Consider the following 18,807-nt stretch of genomic DNA (forward strand, 5'->3'; position numbering starts at 1 on the left):
GATATGAGATCACGCCCGTCACCCTCAGCCCCGCAACCGGTCGGGTAGACCATTGGCCCAGGCGCTGATGGTACCCGCACCGAGGCAGACGACCATATCACCGGGTCGCGCCTGTTCGCGCACCAGGCGTTCCAGATCCGATTCGTCCAGCAGGGCGCGCGCGTGGCGGTGGCCATGGCGGATCAGACCGGCCACCAGATCATCGCGACCGGCGCCCTCGATCGGGTCTTCACCGGCGGCAAAGACCTCGGCGATGGCAACGACATCGGCCTCATTGAAACAGGCACAGAAATCTTCAAACAGGCTGGACAGGCGCGAGTAACGATGCGGCTGATGTACCGCAATCACCCGCCCGTCGCAGGCCTGACGCGCCGCTTTCAGCACGGCGGTGATCTCAACCGGGTGGTGGCCATAGTCGTCGATAATGGTCACGCCATCCACTTCGCCCACCTTGGTAAAGCGACGGTTCACCCCGCCAAAGGCGGCCAGCGCCTCGCGGATCTCACTGCTCTTCATGCCCAGATGGCGCGCCACGGCCACGGCGGACAATGCGTTGGAGACATTGTGATCCCCCGGCATCGGCAGGGTGCAGCCCTCGATCACGCGGTCTTCAGCCTGCAAGTGAATGTCGAAATGCGCCACACCGGCCTTGTAGCTCAGGTTGACCGCACGCACATCCGCCTGCGCGTTGAAGCCATAGGTCACAACCCTGCGGTCGGTGATCCGGCCCACCAGCGCCTGTACCTCAGGGTGATCGGTGCAGCAGACCGCGACGCCATAAAACGGGATGTTGGAGACAAAGTCATAAAACCCGTCCCGCAGTGTGTCGAAATCCCCCCAATGCTCCATATGCTCCGGGTCGATATTGGTGACAACAGCGATGGTCGCAGGCAGGCGGTTGAATGTCCCGTCGCTCTCATCGGCCTCAACCACCATCCACTCGCCCTGCCCCATCCGCGCGTTGGAGCCATAGGCGTGAATAATCCCGCCATTCACAATCGTCGGATCAAAATGCCCCGCCACCATCAGCTCTGCCATCATGGTGGTGGTGGTTGTCTTGCCATGGGTGCCTGCAATGGCGATGTTGGATTTGAGCCGCATCAGCTCTGCCAGCATCTCCGCCCGGCGCACCACCGGCAGACCGCGCAGGCGGGCCTCGTCCAGCTCGGGATTGCCCGGTTTGATCGCTGAGGAAATGACCACAACTGCGGCCTCTTCCAGATTTTCTGCTGCCTGCCCGACAAAGATCCGCGCGCCCAGCTCTGTCAACCGGTTGGTGATCTTTGACGCCTTCAGATCCGAACCCTGCACCACATAGCCGAGGTTCAGCAGCACTTCGGCAATGCCGGACATGCCGATGCCGCCGATACCCACAAAATGGATCGGGCCGACGTCGCCGGGGAGTTTGGTCGCAGGGGTCATGTCATTCCTTCCTCGGACAGCTGTTCAACAAGCCCCACCAGCCGCTCGGTCGCGTCGGGAATACCCACCTGCAAGGCGGCCCGCGCCATCTGGCTGGCACCATCGGGATTGCTGAGAACCGCGCTCATTTGCTCTGCCAGCGCCGAAACGTCAAGAGCGCTCTCCGGGATCAGGATCGCAGCACCGGCATCCACCAGCCCACGGGCATTGGCGCTTTGATGATCGCCAGCCGCCGCAGCAAAGGGGATCAGGATCGACGGGCGGCCAATCACCGCGATATCCGCGACCGAAGAGGCGCCAGAGCGTGAAATCACCAGCTGCGCTTCGGACATGCGCGCAGGAACATCACTGAAGAAGGGCTGCACATCCGCCGCAATCCCATGTTCGGCATAAAATTGCGTCACCCGCGCGCCATCCTCATCGCGCGCCTGATGCGAGACACGCAACCGGCTGCGCAGCGCCTCGGGCAGCGCAGCAATCGCCCCCGGCACCACATCCGACAGGATCCGCGCGCCCTGGCTTCCGCCCATCACCAGCACCGACATCGGGTAGTCACCGGGGGGGATATAGCTAAGCCCCAGCGCGTTCAAGAACAGCGCCGCGCACCGGGTTGCCGACATGCACGCCATCAACCCCTTCCGGCAGATCCGTCGGCCAGACGCCACAGGCCACACCGGCCACCCGGGTGGCAAACAGCTGATTGACCCGGCCCAGCACGCCGTTTTGTTCATGGATCATACGCGGCAGTTTCAGCAGCGTCGCCGCCCCCAGTGCCGGAATCGACGGGTAGCCGCCAAATCCCACCACCACATCGGGCCGGTCGCGCCGCATCTGCAGTGCCATCCGCGTAACACCCGCCGCGATCTTCGGTGCCACCATCGCCTTCGCCAGCAGCCCGCCCCGGGCAAAGGTGGCCGAGGACACCTCGGTGATCTCCGTCGTGTGGGGATAGCCACCGGTGTAGCGCGCCCCGCGCGCATCGGTGGACAGCTTCACCCGCCAGCCGCGTCTCAGCATCGCTTCGGCCAGAGCCTGCGCGGGGAACATATGCCCCCCGGTGCCACCCGCCGCCATCAAGAGCAATTTCTGCGCCATCGTAATTCAGGTCTTTCTTCTATCCGCGCCCGTGACCGCGCGCAGGCCCGGTCTGATGCCCGTGACCCCGTCCGTGTCCACGCAGGAAATCCGCGATCTCGCCCTGCGGACGCGAGCGCGAAAACGCCAGCAGCATACCAACCGCAATACCGCCCGCAATGAGGGAGGAACCACCATAGCTCACAAACGGCAGGGTCATCCCCTTCGCTGGCAAGAGCCGTACAGCAACGCCCATATTGATCATCGCCTGCACCCCGAAGGTGCAAACCAGACCGGTGCCTGCAAGGCGGATGAACGTGTCCCGCTCCCGCATCAGGCGGAACAGGGTCCGCGCCACAACAGCGGTGTAGAGCAGGATCAGGATCACCACGAGGACCAGCCCGTATTCCTCGGCCGCGACGGCAATGATGAAATCGGTGTGCGCATCCGGCAGCGACCACTTCACCTCACCCTCGCCGACACCAACGCCAAACAGACCGCCCTCGCGAATGGCGTTGGTGGCATAGCCCATCTGGGTCGTCGGATCGATTTCAGGGTTCAGGAAGCCGTCAATGCGGCGGGCAAAATGCTCTGAGCTGGAATAGGCGACAACGCCGCCCATCACCACCACCGCCGCCATGATCACCAACAGCAGCATCGGCGCGCCAGCCACGAAATACATCACGCCCCAGCCAAACAGCACCAGACAGGCCTGACCAAAGTCGGGCTGCATCACCAACATCAGCACCACGGTCAGACACAGACCAAAGGACATCAGCGTGCCCGGTGGCCCGTTGATCTGCTGGCTTGCGGCAATCATCCAGGCCGCCACCACGATAAATCCGGGCTTCAGGAATTCTGACGGCTGAAGCGACGCAAAGCCAAGGCTGTACCAGCGCGTCGCGCCCTTGCCAAAATCGGTGCCAAACACCGGCAGCAGAGCCAGCGCCACAAAGGCGCAGATAAACCCGATGACCGCCAGCCGCCGCACCAGCGTCGGTGACATCATCGAGGTGATCACCATCGCCACCAGCGCCGTGATACCAAACACCGCCTGCCGCTCAACATAGTGGAAATTGTCAAATCCGTTGCGCTCTGCCAGCGGGACCGAGGCCGCAAGCCCCAGCAAAAGCCCGATGACAAACAGCATCAGGACGCAGGACATTGTCCACTTGTCCAGCGTCCGCCACCATTTAGGTAGAATCGGCTCGCCCGCCTGTACGGGGAGCGCGCCATAGACCATTTCAGTCATGGATAAACCGCCACTATCTGCCTCGTGATCCGTCCCGTTTTCGGGATCGTTGGGCAAACAGTACCCGGAAAGTTTTCATCAGGCCACCCTCTTCCTCTTGCCTTTGGCAGTTATCCGCGCCTATGGCCGGGCATGGCTTATGAAACCCTGATCCTTGGCGCTAAGCGCAGCTGGCATGATGTGTGCAACGCGTTCCGGCCCCGGCACGCTGGTGATTGATCACGCCAAGGCACCGGGTGAAAAAATCCGCATCTCTGGCGGCGGGCGTTGCAATTTCACCAATATGTATGCCAGCCCCGAAAACTACCTGTCGCAGAACCCGCATTTCTGCAAATCCGCCATGGCCCGCTACACCCAGTGGGATTTCATCGAGCTGGTGGACCGTCACGGCATCGCCTGGCATGAAAAAACCCTCGGCCAGCTGTTCTGCGATGGCTCGGCCAAGCAGATTGTCGCGATGCTGGTGGAGGAAATGAAGGCAGCGGGCGCCGATCTGTGGCTGCAAACCAGCGTGACCTCCGTGACGCGCAGCGCCGATGGGTTCCGCGTCGAGGTGGCGCGCGAGGGCAAGCCGCAGGTGCTGACCGCCCGCAATCTGGTGATTGCCACGGGCGGCAAATCCATCCCCAAGATGGGGGCCACCGGCCTCGCCTATGATCTGGCACGCCAGTTTGATCTGCCCCTGACGGACACCCGCCCCGGTCTGGTGCCTTTCACCTTTTCCGAAGAGCGCTTCAAACCACTGGCAGGCGTTGCCCTGCCCGCGCGGCTGTCGAATGAGCGCACCCGTTTTGACGAGGCCCTGTTGTTCACCCATCGTGGCCTGTCTGGCCCGTCGGTGTTGCAACTGTCGTCCTACTGGCATGAAGGGGAGCAGATCAGCGTCAATCTGATCCCTGAAACGCCACTATTTGACCTGTTGCGCAGCCAACGTCAGGAGGCCGGGCGCAAGGCCCTGACCACCGAGCTGGCGCGCCACCTGCCCGGACGGCTGGTGGAATTCTTAGCGCCCGAGTTCAACCTCAACGGACGGCTGGCAGATCAATCCGACGCGGCCTTGCGCGATCTCAGCGACCGTCTGGAAAACTGGCACCTCACCCCCTCCGGCAGCGAAGGCTACCGCACGGCAGAGGTCACGCTGGGCGGCATTGACACCGATGCGCTGTCGTCAAAAACCATGGAAGCGAAGACCGTACCCGGCCTTTATGCCATTGGTGAAGCGGTGGATGTGACCGGCTGGCTTGGCGGCTATAATTTCCAATGGGCCTGGGCCTCAGGCGTGGCCGCGGGCAGCGCCATCGCCGCCCGCAGCTGAGCCAAGCCGCCCGCCTGTGGCTTGACATCCGCGCCCGCACCCCCATTTAGTTAGCATGATAACTCATTAAGGAGCCTTTTCATGACAACGCAATTTCAACTGATCGCCAAAATCACCCCGAAGCCCGAGCATATGCAGGATGTCCGCGACAGCCTCACCAGCATCCTGGCCCCCACCCGCGCCGAACCCGGCTGCCTGAAGTTCAACCTGCTTGAAGGCCGCAGCGGCGATTGTTTCTACTTGGATGAGGAATGGACCAGCGACGACGCCCTCGCTGCCCATTACGAGATGGACTACATCAAACCGATCTTTGCCAAATATGAAAACTGGCTGGCGGCCCCGGCTGAAATCCACAAGATGACCGCGCTGGCCTGACCGCATGTTCTTCCTCAAGGAGCTGCCCTCCCGCCAGATGGTCGAACGCTACGTGGAGGCCTATGGCAGTGACCCGGCGCTCATCAGCGATGCCCTGCTGATGATGCGCCGGGCCAGCCTGCTGATCCGCAAGTTGGAAACCTATTTTGCAGGGCATGGCCTGTCGCAGCTGCGGTTTCTGGTATTGATCGTGATTGACCGGGAACCGGATCGCCAATGGCTCAGCCCGAATGAGATCGCGCAGCGGATTGATGTCTCGAAACCGGTGATGACCCGCACGCTGCACGCGCTGCAGGCCGACGGGCTGGTTCGCATCACCGCAAGCGAGACCGATGGCCGCTCCAAGGAGGTGACACTGACCCCCGAGGGCCATGCCCGGCTACAGGCCACCCTGCCCGAATATTACGAGATCCTATCCAGAGAGATGGCGCAATCCGCAGCTCAGTAGGCGTCAACTCTGCAGCTTCGCCACCTCGGCGATGAAGTCCTCGCCGCGCTGTTCGAAGTTGTCGTATTGATCAAAGCTCGCCGCCGCAGGGGCCAGCAGGACCGTGTCGCCCGCCTCCGCCTCAGCGCTGGCGCGGGCGACGGCCTCGGCCATGGTGATGCAGACCTCAGCCTCGACGTCCAGCTGCATGGCAAAGCCCGCCGCCTCGCGCCCGATCACATAGGCTTTGCGCACCTTGCCGGTCTGGCCGCGCAGGGCCTCCAGCCCGCCATCTTTCTCCAGCCCGCCGCAGATCCAGCGGATATTGTCAAAGGCGCTCAAGGCCTTCACCGCGCTGTCCAGATTGGTGGCCTTGCTGTCGTTGACATAGCGCACGCCTGCGTGGGTCGCGATGGTCTGACTGCGATGCGGCAGACCCGGATAGCTGGCCAGCGCGTCCTCGATCAGACGTGGTGCGAGGCCCAAAGCACGCGCCGCGGCATAGGCCGCACAGGCATTCTGATGGTTATGCGCGCCGGGCAGCCCCTGCATCTGGCGCAGATCAATCGACGCCGCCTGTCGCCCTTTGCGGTATTCACTGAGGAACCCCTTGCGGGCGAAGACCTGCCAGCCCGGTCCGGTCAGTTTCCGGCTGGCCGAGATGCGGATCACCCGGTCGTCGCTGGCGGCCTCAGAGAGCTGACCGGCCAGATACAGCCCCTCATCCTCATCCACGCCAATGATAGCGCGATCCGGTCCGCCTTCGGCAAACAGCCGTCGCTTGGCCGCGAAATAGCCGCCCATGCCCGCGTGCCGGTCCAGATGGTCGGGGCTGAGGTTGGTGAACACCGCCACGTCCGGCGTCAGCGCGCGGGCCAGATCGGTCTGATAGCTCGACAGCTCCAGCACCACGATGCCGCCGGATCCCGGCGGGTCAATGTCCAGCACACCCCGGCCGATATTGCCCGCCAGCTGGCTCTCATGTCCGGCCTCCTGCAGAATATGATGCAGCAGCGCCACCGTGGTGGATTTGCCGTTGGACCCTGTGACGGCCACGATGCGCGGCGCCTGATCGAACCGTTCCCAGCCCCGTGTCGCAACCGAGCGGAAGAACAGCCCGATATCATTGTCCACCGGCACGCCCGCGACCATCGCCGCGCGGATCACCGGGTTGGGTTTGGGATAAAGATGCGGGATTCCCGGCGAGACAACCAATGAGGCGATGTCATCAAAAGCCCCGGATTTCAGCAGATCGCGGCAGGTGAGGCCCTCAACCTCGGCCCGCGCCCGTGCGCCGGGATTGTCATCCCAGCAGATCGGCTCTGCTCCGCCTTCGCGCAGCGCCCGTGCGGTGGCAAATCCCGACCGGCCCAGCCCCAACACAGCGACTTTTGCGCCCTCAAAACCTGTGACAGGGATCATCGCCCAACCTCCCGCAAAACCTTTGATCAAATCGCTACCCGATCCATGGAACCAATGCCAGTCCCGTTGCGTTTGTCACCGCACCAGCATCCGGCTAACGTCGGCCATAAATTGGGAGGCCCCGTAGCCATGGACGCGCGCTTGCAGCAGATCCTCGACGCCATCAACAGCGATCTTCGCGATGACCCCGACCGGGGTGAGGTCGCCAGCTACATCCCGGAGCTGGGTCAGGTCGACCCCGACCAATTTGCCATCACCGTGGCAACCGCCGACGGGCAGATCTACAGCGCGGGGGATGCCGCCACCCGGTTTTCGGCCCAAAGCATCACCAAGGTCTTCACCCTCGCCATCGCGCTCGGTCGCTCTGGCGATCAGCTGTGGCGGCGGGTCGGGCGGGAGCCTTCGGGCACCGCGTTCAACTCCATTGTCCAGCTGGAACACGAACGTGGCCGCCCCCGCAATCCATTTGTGAACGCAGGCGCGATCGTTACCACGGATGAGGTGCTCGCAGGTCGCGAGCCGCGCGAAGCGCTGGCCGAGTTCCTCAGCTTTATCCGCGCCGCGGCGGAGGATGACGACATTCACATCAACGCCGATGTGGCCCGCTCGGAAACCTCCCATGGGCACCGCAACTTTGCCCACGCGCATTTTCTCGCCTCTTTCGGCAATCTCAAGAACCCGCCGGAGAAGGTGCTGGGCACCTATTTCCACCATTGCGCCACCGAACTGACCACCACGCAGCTGGCACGCGCGGGGCGGTTTTTGATCGGCGCCGACTGCCATCCGCGCATGGTCTCGCTGGACCGGGTGCGACGGCTCAATGCGCTGATGCTGACCTGCGGGCATTATGACGGGTCAGGTGAATTTGCCTATCGCGTCGGCCTGCCCGCCAAAAGCGGAGTGGGCGGCGGCATCCTCGGTGTTGTGCCGGGTCAGGCCTGCATCGCCGTCTGGTCGCCGGGGCTGGACCGCAATGGCAATTCCAAACTGGGCACTGAGGCGATGGAACGTCTTGCCCGGGAAATGGACTGGTCGGTGTTTTAGGCGCGTTGCCAGCCCTGCGCACGCAGCGGTTATCCTCCGTTCAGGTACCACCGCTACCCTGGAGACGTTGCAACACGACGACCAGGAGACCGTCCCCCATTCCCAGTCCCACCAAGGCTGTTGGGGGATCCGCACAGGCCGACAGACGGAGATGACCCCTAGCAAAGGTCATCCACCCTCCGCCCCCCGGCGGCGCCGCCTTCTTCGTACTGAAAAACCGCCCGAGGCATCCCTGCCCAGAGCGGTTCCAGATATCAGACCAGACCGGCCCCACCGGCCCCGCAGGACAACCTGCGCGGCGGCAGTCGGTCGTGACTTAGCGCACTTTCAAGGTCGCCAGACCAATCATCGCGAGGATCAGCGAGATGATCCAGAAGCGGATCACAATGGTCGGCTCCGCCCAGCCCTTTTTCTCATAGTGGTGATGGATCGGCGCCATCAGGAACACCCGCTTGCCGGTGCGTTTGAAATAGAGCACCTGAATGATCACCGACAGCGCCTCCACCACAAAGAGACCGCCAACAATCGCCAGCACCAGCTCGTGTTTGGTGACCACCGCAATGGACCCAAGCGCACCCCCCAGTGCCAATGACCCGGTATCGCCCATAAACACGGCAGTGCAGCGGCGCGTTGTACCACAGGAACCCCAGACCACCGCCAAACAGCGCCGCGGCAAAGATCAGGATTTCCCCGGTGCCGGGCACATAATGCACATCCAGATACTCGGTGAAGTCAACACGCCCCACCGCATAGGCGATCACGCCCAGCGTGGAGGTCGCAATCATCACCGGCATAATCGCCAGACCGTCCAGACCATCGGTCAGGTTCACCGCATTGGCCGCGCCAACGATCACGCAGATCGAAAACGGCACATAGAACAGGCCCAGATTGATCAGCGTATCCTTGAACACCGGCAGCGCCAGCTGGTTTTGCAGCTCCACCGGATGATAGGCGGAGGCCCAAAGCGCTGCGATCACCGCGATGGTGATCCCCAGCGCCAGCCGCAGCTTGCCCGGCACGCCTGCGGTGTTCTGTTTGGAGACCTTGGCATAATCATCCGCAAAGCCGATCAGCGCGAAGGACAGCGTGACAAACAGCACCAGCCAGACAAAGGGGTTGTCCCAACGCGCCCACAAAAGCGTCGCGGTCACCAGCGCGCCGACAATCAGCAAGCCCCCCATGGTCGGGGTGCCCGCCTTTGCCAGATGCCCCTCAGGCCCATCATCGCGGATCGGCTGGCCCTTGCCCTGCTTGCGGCGTAGCACGTTGATCAGCGGTGGCCCAAACAGAAACCCAAACAGAAGCGCCGTCAGAAACGCCCCGCCCGCGCGGAAGGTGATGTAGCGGAAGAGGTTGAAGAGATCCCCCCCATCCGACAGCGCGGTTAACCAATAGAGCATGTCAGCCGGTCCTCAGTTCATCAAAGTTCAGAAAGTGGTCTCGCCATGACTCAATTCACGGATGCCGTCAACGATCTTGGCCAATGCCATGCTGAGCGAGCCTTTTGCCAGCACCACATCCCCCGCCTTGATCTGACCCGCCAGATCCGCCAGCACATCAGCGCTGCTGGCATAGTGACCGCCGCGTTTGTCCACAGGCAGCGCGGCATGGAGCGCGCCCATCAGGGGGCCAATGCAATGCACCGCCTCCAGATCTGCCATCGCGGGCAGCTCGGCCAGCGCCACATGCAACTCAAGCTCCTGCGGGCCGAGTTCCTTCATATCGCCGAGGTAGGCAATCCGGCGACCGTCGCAGGGGGTTGCCGCCAGCACCGTCAGCGCCGCCGCCACAGACGTGGGGTTGGCGTTATAGCTGTCATCCAGCAGCAGGACGTCACCCTTCCCTTCGCCCAGCGACACGGTTTCCCGCGCGCCACGACCGGTGACCGGCGACCAGAGCGACAGGCTCTGCACCGCCTTGGTCAGATCCAGATCCAAGGCCGCCAGACAGGCCAGCGCCCCTAGCGCGTTCATCGCGAAATGGGCGCCAAGCGACTGGATATGCAGACGATGCGTCTGTCCATCCGGCAGCGTGATCAAGGCCAGTGTCTCATCCCCGCGCAGGGTGGTTGCGGTCAGCCGGTATGTGGGGGCAATCGACCCCTGCCCAGCGCCGAACCACAACACATCGCGTGCCGCGCCCTCGGCAACCGACTGGAGGATCGGGGCCTCAGCAATATCGGCGTTCAGAACTGCGACACCACCGGGCTCCAGCCCCTCCATGATGGCGGCCTTCTCGGCGGCGATGCCGTCGATCCCGTCAAAGGCCTCCAGATGCACCGGCGCCACAGTTGTCACCATCGCCACATGCGGTCGCGCCTGTCTCGCAAGCGGGCTGATCTCACCGGGGTGGTTCATGCCGATCTCAATCACGGCAAATTCAGTGTCACCCGGCATCCGCGCCAATGTCAGCGGCACGCCCCAGTGGTTGTTGTAGCTGGCGACGGCCGCATGGGTGCGGCCCTGATCCGACAGCATCCGGGCCAGCATTTCCTTGGTCGAGGTCTTACCAACGGATCCGGTGACCGCGATCACCCGCGCATCTGTGCGTGCGCGGCCTGCACGGCCCAGGGCCTCAAGTGCGGTCTGCACGTCGTCAACCAGCAACAGCGGCGCATCTTCGGCAACGCCCTCGGGTCGGTGTGAGACCAGCGCAGCACCGGCGCCTTTCTCCAGCGCTTGCGCCACGAAGTCATGGCCATCGCGCGCCGCCTTCAGCGCCACAAACAGATCGCCCTTGGCAATGCTGCGGGTGTCGATGGAAATACCGTTCACATGCCAGTTGCCAATGGCCTGACCGCCAGTTGCGGCGGCGGCCTCCTTAGCTGTCCAAAGGCTCATACCAATCTCCCGTCCAAAGCGGCGACGGCCATGCTGGCCTGCTCGACGTCATCAAAAGGCAGGACATCGCTGCCGACGATCTGGCCGGTCTCATGCCCCTTGCCGCAGATCAGCAGGGCATCGCCCGCCCCAAGCGCATCAACGCCGCGCAGGATCGCCTCGGCCCGGTCGCCGACCTCCATCGCATCCGGGGCGCCGCCCTTGACGGCCGCGCGGATCACCGCCGGATCCTCGCTGCGGGGGTTGTCATCGGTGACGATCACCAGATCGGCGTTATTCTGCGCCGCCTGCCCCATCAACGGGCGTTTGGCGGCGTCACGGTCACCACCTGCGCCGACAATGGCCACCAACCGACCCAGCACATGCGGGCGCAGCGCCTTGATCGCGGTGGCCACGGCATCGGGGGTATGGGCGTAGTCGACAAACACCGTCGCGCCGTTTTCCCGCGTGGCGGCCAGTTGCATCCGCCCCCGCACGGTCTGAAGATGCGGCAGCGTGTCAAACACCGCCTGCGGATCCTCTCCGCTGGCAATCACCAGACCGCAGGCCAGCAGGATATTCTCCGCCTGAAACCCACCAATCAGGTTCAGCCGCGCCTGATAGGGTTTGTCGTGCCAGGTGAAGCGCATGTCCTGCCCGGAGGCATCATAGCGCGCGCCCACAAGGCTCAGATCACCCACGCCACGCCCGACGGAGATCACCTCCTGCCCGCGAGCGGCAGCGACAGCGCGCATCTGCGCCCCGCGGGGGTCATCCATATTGATCACCGCCACGCCGTCATCCGGCAGGGCCGGCGGAACAGACCCGCCTTGGCAGTGAAATACGCCTCAAATGTTTCGTGATAGTCCAGATGATCCTGGGTGAAATTGGTAAACCCCGCCGCCGCCAGATGCACGCCGTCCAAGCGCCGTTGCTCCAACCCGTGAGACGAGGCCTCCATCGCGGCATGGGTGACCCCCGCAGCCGCCGCCTGCGCCAGCGCATCATGCAGGGTGACCGGTTCCGGTGTGGTGTGATTGAGCGGGTGGCTCCAGGCGCCCTCCACACCGGTGGTGCCAAGGTTCACCGCCTGATGGCCCAGCTCAACCCAGATCTGGCGCACGAAGCTCGCCACCGAGGTTTTGCCATTGGTGCCAGTGACCGCCACCATGGTCTCAGGCTGGGCGCCAAACCAGAGGGCGGCCGCATAGGCCAGCGCCTGACGCGGGTCTTCGACCACGACCAGCGCTACGGTCGACTCGCGCAAAAGCTCAGCAACGATCTGCGCCCCGGCTGCGTCGGTCAGGATTGCCGCCGCCCCATTGCCAAGCGCGGTAGGCGTGAATTTCGCCCCATGCACCTGACTGCCGGGAAGGGCCGCAAACAGCCCGCCCTCGACCACCTTGCGGCTGTCCACGGCAATGCCCCGGATCATCGGATCGACACCGCCACGCGCGGTCAGCCCCAACTGGCTGAGAGGACGGTTTTCAATGGTGCTCATAGCAACCCCACCTGTTCAGTTTGAGGTGAGGGTTATAGCAGCAAGCCCATCGGGTTCAACTTGTGGTCTGAGCCCCAGAAGCGGCGCAACGCGGCCGATCATTTCACCCGCAACCGGCACAGCTGTCCAGCCTGCGGTGCGGCGCTCCTCACCATGGGCAATGACCGACGGTTCATCCAGCGTCACCACCAGCACATATTTCGGATCATGGGCGGGGAACATGGCAGCAAAGGTGGCGATGACCTTGCTCTCGTAATAGCCGCCACGGGGTTTGGGCTTGTCAGCGGTGCCGGTCTTGCCGCCGACCTGATAGCCGGGCACCTCGCCAAAACTGGCGGTCCCGCTGGTCACGACCTTGCGCAGCATCGCGCGGGCCTGACCGGCGGCCTCCGGCGACATGACCCTGTGGCCCAGCTGTGGCCCCTTCTGGCGCAGGATGGTGGGGGCAACATATTGGCCGCCATTGGCAATCGCCGCATAACCCGCCGCCAGATGCATCGGGCTGGTGGACAGCCCATGCCCATAGGAAATCGTCACCGTGCTCAGCTCCCCCCATTTGCGGGGTTTCAGCGGTTTGCCGCCTGCCGCCTCGGCGATCTCAATCGGGGTGGGTTCGAACATGCCCATCGCGCGCAGGAAATCCTGCTGACGCTGCGCGCCAATCTGCAAGGCCAGCCGCCCGGTGCCCCGGTTGGAGCTGTTGACGATAATGTCGGCAACACTCAGCTTGCCATAGTTCTTGTTGTGAAACTCACCAATCGGGAAACGCCCGATCCGCATTGGACCGGAGGTGTCGATAATGGTCTCGGAATTCACAATCCCCAGATCAACTGCCTGTGCCGCCGTGAAAATCTTGAAGGTCGAGCCGAGTTCATAGACGCCCTGCACCGCGCGGTTGAACAGCGGGCTGGTGGAGGGATCAAAGCCGGAGGTGGGCGGACGCGGGCGGTCATTGGGATCAAAATCCGGCAGCGACACGACGGAGATCACCTCGCCGGTGTGGACGTCCATCAAGATCGAGGTCGCCCCCTTGGCGTTCATCAGCTTCATGCCACCATAAAGCACCCGTTCGGAGGCGGCCTGTACCGTCAGATCCAGCGACAACTGCAGGGGACGCCCGCCATTGGCCGGATCGCGCAGGTAGTCGTCAAACTGCTTCTCGACACCCGCGACGCCGATCACCTCGGCGGCGCTGACACCTTCCTTGCCGAAACCGGCCCCACCCAGCACATGCGCCGCGACGCTGCCATTGGGATAAAGCCGCATCTCGCGGGGGCCAAACAGCAAGCCGGGATCACCGATATCATGCACCGCCTGTTTCTGCTCGGGGCTGATTTTCTTCTTGATCCAGATAAACTTACGCTTACCGGTGAAGTCACCGACCAGCCGCTCCAGCTCCAGATCGGGGAAGATCTCAACCAGACGCTGCGCGGCCCCTTCCGGGTCCACCATCTGCGGCGGCTGGGCATAGAGCGAATGGGTTTCAAAGTTGGTCGCCAGAATGCGGCCCTTGCGGTCGACGATATCGGCGCGTTGCATGGCGATGGCGCTGCCGGGCGCGCTGGCGATTGGCTCAACCGGTTCGGAGGTGGCCAGTGTCGCCATCCGCGCGACAATCGCGGTGAAGGCGCAGAGGAAAAACATCCCCAGCACCAGCAGCCGCCCCTCGGCGCGCTGGCGGGATTGGGTCTGCATTTCCGCATGGCGCTGGCGCAGGTTTTCCCGTTCGATGGCATCCGGGTTTTCGCCGCGCGCGCGCGCAGTCAGGATCCGGGCCAAGGGGCGCAGCGGCGTGCGGATCATGGCTGCGTCCCCGTTGCTGTCTGGCCATTGGCCCCAAGCGCGGAAACCTCAACCCCGTTGGTGAAATCCAGCAGCTCATCCTCCTGCGGGGGATAGGCAACCTCATCCACGCGGCCAAATTGTTCCGGGCGCAGCGGCAGCAGGCTGAGGCGATCAAAGTTCAGCTCCGCCAGTTCGCGCAGGCGATCCGGGCGGTTGAGATAGGCCCATTCGGCGCGCAACACACTAAGCCGGACCTGCGAGGCACCGATCTGGCGTTGCAGGCTGCGGGTCTCCTTCAGCACCTGCTGAGTGGTGTAATTCTCGCGGTAAGCCCAGAACGCCAACCCAAAGACAGCCAGGCAGGTGGCGATATAAAGCAGCGTCTTCATGAGCGTTTGTCTCTCCCCTGCGCCTGCTTCAGCTGGGGCATGCCGATGTCCTTGGCGCTGATTGCAATCGGCGCGGCCTCGGTGCGGCGTCCGACCCGCAGCCGCGCAGAGCGGGAGCGCGGGTTTTCGGTCAGTTCCTCGTCGTCTGGGCCCACCGCCTTGCGGGTGACCAGTGTGAACTGCGAGGGGGTTTCCTCCACCTCGGGCGCATAACGGTTGGCGCGACCGGTCTTGCCCGCGCGGTGCTGGAAGAAGCGTTTGACCATGCGATCCTCGATCGAATGAAACGTCACCACGGCCAGCAGTCCGCCCGGCTTCAGCGCGCGCTCGGCAGCCAGAAGCCCTTCAAACAGCTCTTCGTATTCGGCGTTCACCGCAATGCGCAGCCCCTGAAAGCTGCGGGTGGCGGGGTGTGACTGGCCGGGTTTGGAGCGCGGCAGGCAGCCTTCGATAATGCCAGCCAGTTGCAGCGTCGTGGTGATCGGCGCCTCGGTCCGGGCCTTCACGATGGCGCGGGCGATACGGCGGCTGGCGCGTTCTTCCCCAAAGAGGAACAGGATATCGGCCAAGGCGGCCTCATCCAGCTCCGCAACCAGATCAGCGGCTGAGGGGCCATCCTGCGACATGCGCATATCCAGCGGCCCGTCGCGCATAAAGGAAAAGCCGCGTTCGGCCAGATCCAGCTGCATGGAGGAGACGCCAAGGTCCAGCACAACGCCATCAAGATCCTGCGCATAGTCGTCCATGCGGGAGAACACACCCTGTTGCAGGCTCAGACGGCCAGCATAGTCGCCGATCCAGCCTTCGGCCATTTCAAAGGCCAGCGGATCGCGGTCGACGCCAATGACATGATCCGCGCCCGCCTCCAGCAGGCCACGGCTGTAGCCCCCGGCCCCAAAGGTGCCATCAAGCCAGCGCCCGGTGACCGGCGCCACCGCTTTCAGCAGCGGACGCAGAAGAACCGGTACGTGAGGACCGGTTGAGGTTGGGCGGTCCGTTGTCATGGATCAAGCGCCTCCGGCGCCGTCGAGGAGTTCCATCGGGTCGAAGTCCTCGGGCAGATCATCCATCCACTCCTCAGATTTCGCCAGCTCTTCCTCTTCATAGGTTTCAGGCTTCCAGATCTGGAATGTGTCGCTAAGCCGCGATAAAGAACGCTTCGGCCTCCAGATCAATCTTGTTGCGCAGCTTCGCAGGCAGCACCAGGCGCCCGGTTTCATCCACATTGGTCGGGAAGGACTGACCATGGAACATGCGCTGCAACATTTTGCGCGGCATTGAGCCCCGCGGCAAGGCGTCGATTTTGGCGTCGACTTCCTCGATCGCCTCCATCGTGTAACATTCGAGAAAATTGCGGCGCTGGTCGCCGTAGACGATCACCAGTTCGGGGTTGCTGCCGGACTGCCAGTTGGGATCGCCCGCTTCCAGAACACGGCGAAAGGAGGCCGGAATCGAGACCCGCCCCTTTGTATCCACCTTATGGTGGCTTTCACCTCTGAACCTACGGCCCAATCTATCGTCCCTTTTTTCAGCGTCCCTCGTGCCGAAGCGATCCCCAGAAGCAAAAGGGGCGGGCTGATCTGCTGCCACTGATCAACCCGCCTCCCTAATCCCGACATGCGGGGTGTCCGACTGCGCGCGCCACCTGGGGGGATGTCTGCTCGCTCGCGCGCCGGATCTCTCTATTTTCGATGAAAGCGAAGGCCTGTATGAAACCTGCTTCTTAGTAGTTTTGGTTGGGGTCGTTTGGTGCCCCTGCTCTTCGTCTCATTCGATGAACTAGGGATACTATGGGAAAACGTGGGCCACAACTGTTTTCTGTGGACCCTCCTGCCGCATGTAGATAATGCCGCGCCGATTCTACGGAGAGGAATCGATAATTTTCCCACGTATAGATTAAGACATCGCAAAACCCACTACATATAGGTGCGATCGTGGATCTGAAAAAAGTGCCATGATTTCCCAGATATTCTGCAAACAGATCTGGAGAATCAGCGTGTTCTCTTTTCGTTCGAAAAGCTCCATCCGTGCGGAACACTCAAAACGGCCTGATTTGGCCGGTATTCCCGAATAAACGCACCGTAAGGGCACAGTGATTCGGAGTAGCGGCGGCAAAACGCGCTCACGCACGCCCATAAATTCCCACCGGCCCCATGAACTCCCATGGCTCCCATAATTTCCCAGATAGCCCATGATCGCCCAAAGCCAGCCCGGCGGTCGGGCTGCTGTGAGATCCGACAACAGGGCTTGCGGGTGAGACCGGCCTTCAGCAGGCCGGTCGATTGGCGATCAGATAGTGTGTCAGGCCATACCGCCGCGGATCAGCCCTTCGGCCATTTTGGCGTAGGCCTGCGCCATCACGCCATCACCGGCCGCAATCGGCGTGCCATTGTCGCCTGCCAACCGGGTCTCAAGATCAATCGGCAGCGCGCCCAGCAGCGGCACGCCAAGGCGCTCCGCCTCCGCAGCGACGCCGCCATGGCCAAAGATATGATGCTCGCCACCGCAGTCCGGGCAGGAGAAGAAGGACATATTCTCAATCAAGCCCAGCACGGGGGTCTTGAGGGTGTTGAACATGTCGAGCGCTTTGCGCGCATCGAGGAGCGCCACATCCTGCGGCGTGGAGACCACGATGGCGCCGGACAGCTCCGCCTTGGTACAGAGGGTCAACTGCACATCGCCGGTGCCGGGCGGCAGGTCCACAATCAGCACGTCGAGTTCACCCCAGTTCACCTGCCCAAGCATCTGCTGCAACGCGCCCATCAACATCGGGCCGCGCCAGACCACGGCCTTGGCCTCATCCACCATGAAGCCGATGGACATCAAAGTGACGCCATGGGCGTGCAGCGGTTCAATGATTTTGCCATCCGGGCTGGCGGGGCGGCCACTGGCGCCCATCATGCGCGGCTGGCTCGGTCCATATATATCCGCATCCAGCAACCCCACCTTGCGGCCCTGCCGCGTCAGAGCCACGGCGAGATTGGCGCTGACGGTGGATTTGCCCACGCCGCCCTTGCCCGAACCAACCGCGAGAATGCGTTTGACACCACTGGGTTTCAGCGGCCCCTGCTGCGGTTTGGGATGACCGCCCAGTTTCAGGGTCGGCGCCGGTTTGGCGGCCGCGTCCGCATGAGCGGTCAGTGCAGCGGACACGCTGTCCACCCCCGGCAAGGCCAGAACAGTGGCCTCGGCAGCGCGGCGCAGCGGCTCCATCTGGGCGGCGATCTGCGGATTGGGGGCCTCGATCACGAAACTGACGCGCCCGCCATCAACCATCACCGCGCGCAGCATGTCACGTGAGACCAGCGTGCCGCCATCGGGCAGCTGCAGCCGCGCAAGGGCGTCGCGAATCTCTTCCTGGGTGGGGGTCATGGCCGGTCTCCTCATGGTTTCCAGCCATATAAGACCTGCCGCGACCAAGCCCAAGGCCGCATTGCGATGAGAGACCGCGCCGATCAAGGCAGGCGCCATGGCACGCCGGTTCACGCCCCGCCCGGTTTTTGAGCGCCTGACCGCTCCTTGATGCATAACTCAGCAGGATCAACCCCGTTTCCCTTAGGAAACCCATGCATTTGCTGCATAGCAGAAATGCCCCTTTCAGGGATTGTGCGCTCGCAGCATTATCATATTTATGGGGTCAAGCGAGGCCGGAAACGGCCAGACACACACATAGACGTTAAGGACAACACCGATGGCCGCTGTTGATAATATGACAACCCGTAAAGGCGCTCTGGCCTTCAGCCCGCGCGCCGTGTTTGACGAACTGAAAGGCAAGATTGCACGCTACCGCCTGTATCGCCAGACCATGAATGAGCTGTCGACGCTCTCTGGTCGCGAACTGGCAGATCTGGGGCTGAGCCGCTCCATGCTGCGCAGCGTTGCCTATGAGGCCGCCTACGGCACGAAATAAAGAGTTCAGGCTCTCTTCTCCTCCTCCCTTGAGGGCCTGTAATCGCGGTGACATCCTCCTCCTCCCTGATGT

12 protein-coding genes and 5 pseudogenes are annotated in these 18,807 nt (G+C 63.0%); 5 read left to right on the top strand and 12 right to left on the bottom strand.

Features of this window, described 5'->3' with window-relative positions; all coding sequences use genetic code 11:
- Nucleotides 1–24: 24 nt before the first annotated feature.
- From murC to ftsW, 3 genes and pseudogenes are all read right to left on the bottom strand, one after another.
- Entirely contained in the window at nucleotides 25–1,422 is a 1,398-nt protein-coding gene (gene murC, locus L0Z65_RS08805) for a UDP-N-acetylmuramate--L-alanine ligase (RefSeq protein WP_102897365.1), read from the bottom strand.
- Nucleotides 1,419–2,517: pseudogene (locus tag L0Z65_RS08810) on the bottom strand (UDP-N-acetylglucosamine--N-acetylmuramyl-(pentapeptide) pyrophosphoryl-undecaprenol N-acetylglucosamine transferase). Before L0Z65_RS08810 ends, murC begins: the two are co-directional and overlap by 4 nt.
- 19 nt (nucleotides 2,518–2,536) lie before the next feature.
- Entirely contained in the window at nucleotides 2,537–3,748 is a 1,212-nt protein-coding gene (ftsW, locus tag L0Z65_RS08815) for a putative lipid II flippase FtsW (RefSeq protein ID WP_052463923.1), read from the bottom strand.
- A gap of 132 nt (nucleotides 3,749–3,880) precedes the next feature.
- On the opposite strand from ftsW, the pseudogene L0Z65_RS08820 reads away from it, so the two are divergent.
- From L0Z65_RS08820 to L0Z65_RS08830, 3 genes and pseudogenes are all read left to right on the top strand, one after another.
- Nucleotides 3,881–5,063: pseudogene (locus tag L0Z65_RS08820) on the top strand (NAD(P)/FAD-dependent oxidoreductase).
- Nucleotides 5,064–5,144: 81 nt separating this feature from the next.
- Entirely contained in the window at nucleotides 5,145–5,438 is a 294-nt protein-coding gene (locus tag L0Z65_RS08825; RefSeq protein WP_040174194.1) for a putative quinol monooxygenase, read from the top strand.
- A 4-nt stretch (nucleotides 5,439–5,442) separates the two neighbouring features.
- Nucleotides 5,443–5,886 (top strand): MarR family winged helix-turn-helix transcriptional regulator, encoded by a 444-nt coding sequence (locus L0Z65_RS08830; RefSeq protein WP_118067524.1) that lies wholly within the window; start codon nucleotides 5,443–5,445, stop codon nucleotides 5,884–5,886.
- A 3-nt stretch (nucleotides 5,887–5,889) separates the two neighbouring features.
- Here the strand turns inward: L0Z65_RS08830 and murD are convergent, their stop codons facing one another.
- The gene (gene murD / locus L0Z65_RS08835) at nucleotides 5,890–7,287 is read right to left on the bottom strand and encodes a UDP-N-acetylmuramoyl-L-alanine--D-glutamate ligase (RefSeq protein WP_405106897.1); all 1,398 of its coding nucleotides are present in this window, start codon (nucleotides 7,285–7,287) and stop codon (nucleotides 5,890–5,892) included.
- A gap of 129 nt (nucleotides 7,288–7,416) precedes the next feature.
- On the opposite strand from murD, the gene L0Z65_RS08840 reads away from it, so the two are divergent.
- A complete protein-coding gene (locus tag L0Z65_RS08840; protein WP_102897371.1) occupies nucleotides 7,417–8,331 on the top strand; it encodes a glutaminase in 915 nt (304 codons plus the stop codon).
- Nucleotides 8,332–8,647: 316 nt separating this feature from the next.
- On the opposite strand, the pseudogene mraY reads toward L0Z65_RS08840, so the two are convergent.
- From mraY to L0Z65_RS08880, 8 genes and pseudogenes are all read right to left on the bottom strand, one after another.
- Nucleotides 8,648–9,731: pseudogene (gene mraY / locus L0Z65_RS08845) on the bottom strand (phospho-N-acetylmuramoyl-pentapeptide-transferase).
- 27 nt (nucleotides 9,732–9,758) lie between these two features.
- Entirely contained in the window at nucleotides 9,759–11,171 is a 1,413-nt protein-coding gene (murF, locus tag L0Z65_RS08850; protein ID WP_405106901.1) for a UDP-N-acetylmuramoyl-tripeptide--D-alanyl-D-alanine ligase, read from the bottom strand.
- Nucleotides 11,168–12,651, bottom strand: a pseudogene (locus L0Z65_RS08855) (UDP-N-acetylmuramoyl-L-alanyl-D-glutamate--2,6-diaminopimelate ligase). The gene murF and the pseudogene L0Z65_RS08855 overlap by 4 nt, the downstream one beginning before the upstream one ends.
- A gap of 15 nt (nucleotides 12,652–12,666) precedes the next feature.
- Entirely contained in the window at nucleotides 12,667–14,454 is a 1,788-nt protein-coding gene (locus tag L0Z65_RS08860; protein WP_405106904.1) for a peptidoglycan D,D-transpeptidase FtsI family protein, read from the bottom strand.
- The gene (locus L0Z65_RS08865) at nucleotides 14,451–14,825 is read right to left on the bottom strand and encodes a cell division protein FtsL (protein WP_096870910.1); all 375 of its coding nucleotides are present in this window, start codon (nucleotides 14,823–14,825) and stop codon (nucleotides 14,451–14,453) included. The genes L0Z65_RS08860 and L0Z65_RS08865 overlap by 4 nt, the downstream gene beginning before the upstream one ends.
- Entirely contained in the window at nucleotides 14,822–15,829 is a 1,008-nt protein-coding gene (gene rsmH, locus L0Z65_RS08870; protein ID WP_405106908.1) for a 16S rRNA (cytosine(1402)-N(4))-methyltransferase RsmH, read from the bottom strand. The genes L0Z65_RS08865 and rsmH overlap by 4 nt, the downstream gene beginning before the upstream one ends.
- A 3-nt stretch (nucleotides 15,830–15,832) precedes the next feature.
- A pseudogene (gene mraZ, locus L0Z65_RS08875) lies at nucleotides 15,833–16,301 on the bottom strand (division/cell wall cluster transcriptional repressor MraZ).
- A gap of 825 nt (nucleotides 16,302–17,126) precedes the next feature.
- Nucleotides 17,127–18,197, bottom strand: a complete 1,071-nt coding sequence (locus L0Z65_RS08880) for an Mrp/NBP35 family ATP-binding protein (protein ID WP_096870908.1) — start codon at nucleotides 18,195–18,197, stop codon at nucleotides 17,127–17,129.
- Nucleotides 18,198–18,516: 319 nt separating this feature from the next.
- Between L0Z65_RS08880 and L0Z65_RS08885 the strand changes: the two genes are divergently transcribed.
- The gene (locus L0Z65_RS08885; RefSeq protein WP_014874065.1) at nucleotides 18,517–18,735 is read left to right on the top strand and encodes a DUF1127 domain-containing protein; all 219 of its coding nucleotides are present in this window, start codon (nucleotides 18,517–18,519) and stop codon (nucleotides 18,733–18,735) included.
- The last annotated feature ends 72 nt before the right edge of the window (nucleotides 18,736–18,807 follow it).

The sequence above is a fragment of the Phaeobacter sp. BS52 genome, from assembly GCF_045040595.1.
Lineage (GTDB): Bacteria > Pseudomonadota > Alphaproteobacteria > Rhodobacterales > Rhodobacteraceae > Phaeobacter > Phaeobacter piscinae.

Excerpts from the sequence above, each read along its gene's own strand:
- murC (WP_102897365.1), bottom strand. The coding sequence starts at position 1,422 with ATGACCCCTGCGACCAAACTCCCCGGCGACGTCGGCCCGATCCATTTT.
- ftsW (WP_052463923.1), bottom strand. The coding sequence starts at position 3,748 with ATGACTGAAATGGTCTATGGCGCGCTCCCCGTACAGGCGGGCGAGCCG.
- L0Z65_RS08825 (WP_040174194.1), top strand. The coding sequence starts at position 5,145 with ATGACAACGCAATTTCAACTGATCGCCAAAATCACCCCGAAGCCCGAG.
- L0Z65_RS08830 (WP_118067524.1), top strand. The coding sequence starts at position 5,443 with ATGTTCTTCCTCAAGGAGCTGCCCTCCCGCCAGATGGTCGAACGCTAC.
- murD (WP_405106897.1), bottom strand. The coding sequence starts at position 7,287 with ATGATCCCTGTCACAGGTTTTGAGGGCGCAAAAGTCGCTGTGTTGGGG.
- L0Z65_RS08840 (WP_102897371.1), top strand. The coding sequence starts at position 7,417 with ATGGACGCGCGCTTGCAGCAGATCCTCGACGCCATCAACAGCGATCTT.
- murF (WP_405106901.1), bottom strand. The coding sequence starts at position 11,171 with ATGAGCCTTTGGACAGCTAAGGAGGCCGCCGCCGCAACTGGCGGTCAG.
- L0Z65_RS08860 (WP_405106904.1), bottom strand. The coding sequence starts at position 14,454 with ATGATCCGCACGCCGCTGCGCCCCTTGGCCCGGATCCTGACTGCGCGC.
- L0Z65_RS08865 (WP_096870910.1), bottom strand. The coding sequence starts at position 14,825 with ATGAAGACGCTGCTTTATATCGCCACCTGCCTGGCTGTCTTTGGGTTG.
- rsmH (WP_405106908.1), bottom strand. The coding sequence starts at position 15,829 with ATGACAACGGACCGCCCAACCTCAACCGGTCCTCACGTACCGGTTCTT.
- L0Z65_RS08880 (WP_096870908.1), bottom strand. The coding sequence starts at position 18,197 with ATGACCCCCACCCAGGAAGAGATTCGCGACGCCCTTGCGCGGCTGCAG.
- L0Z65_RS08885 (WP_014874065.1), top strand. The coding sequence starts at position 18,517 with ATGGCCGCTGTTGATAATATGACAACCCGTAAAGGCGCTCTGGCCTTC.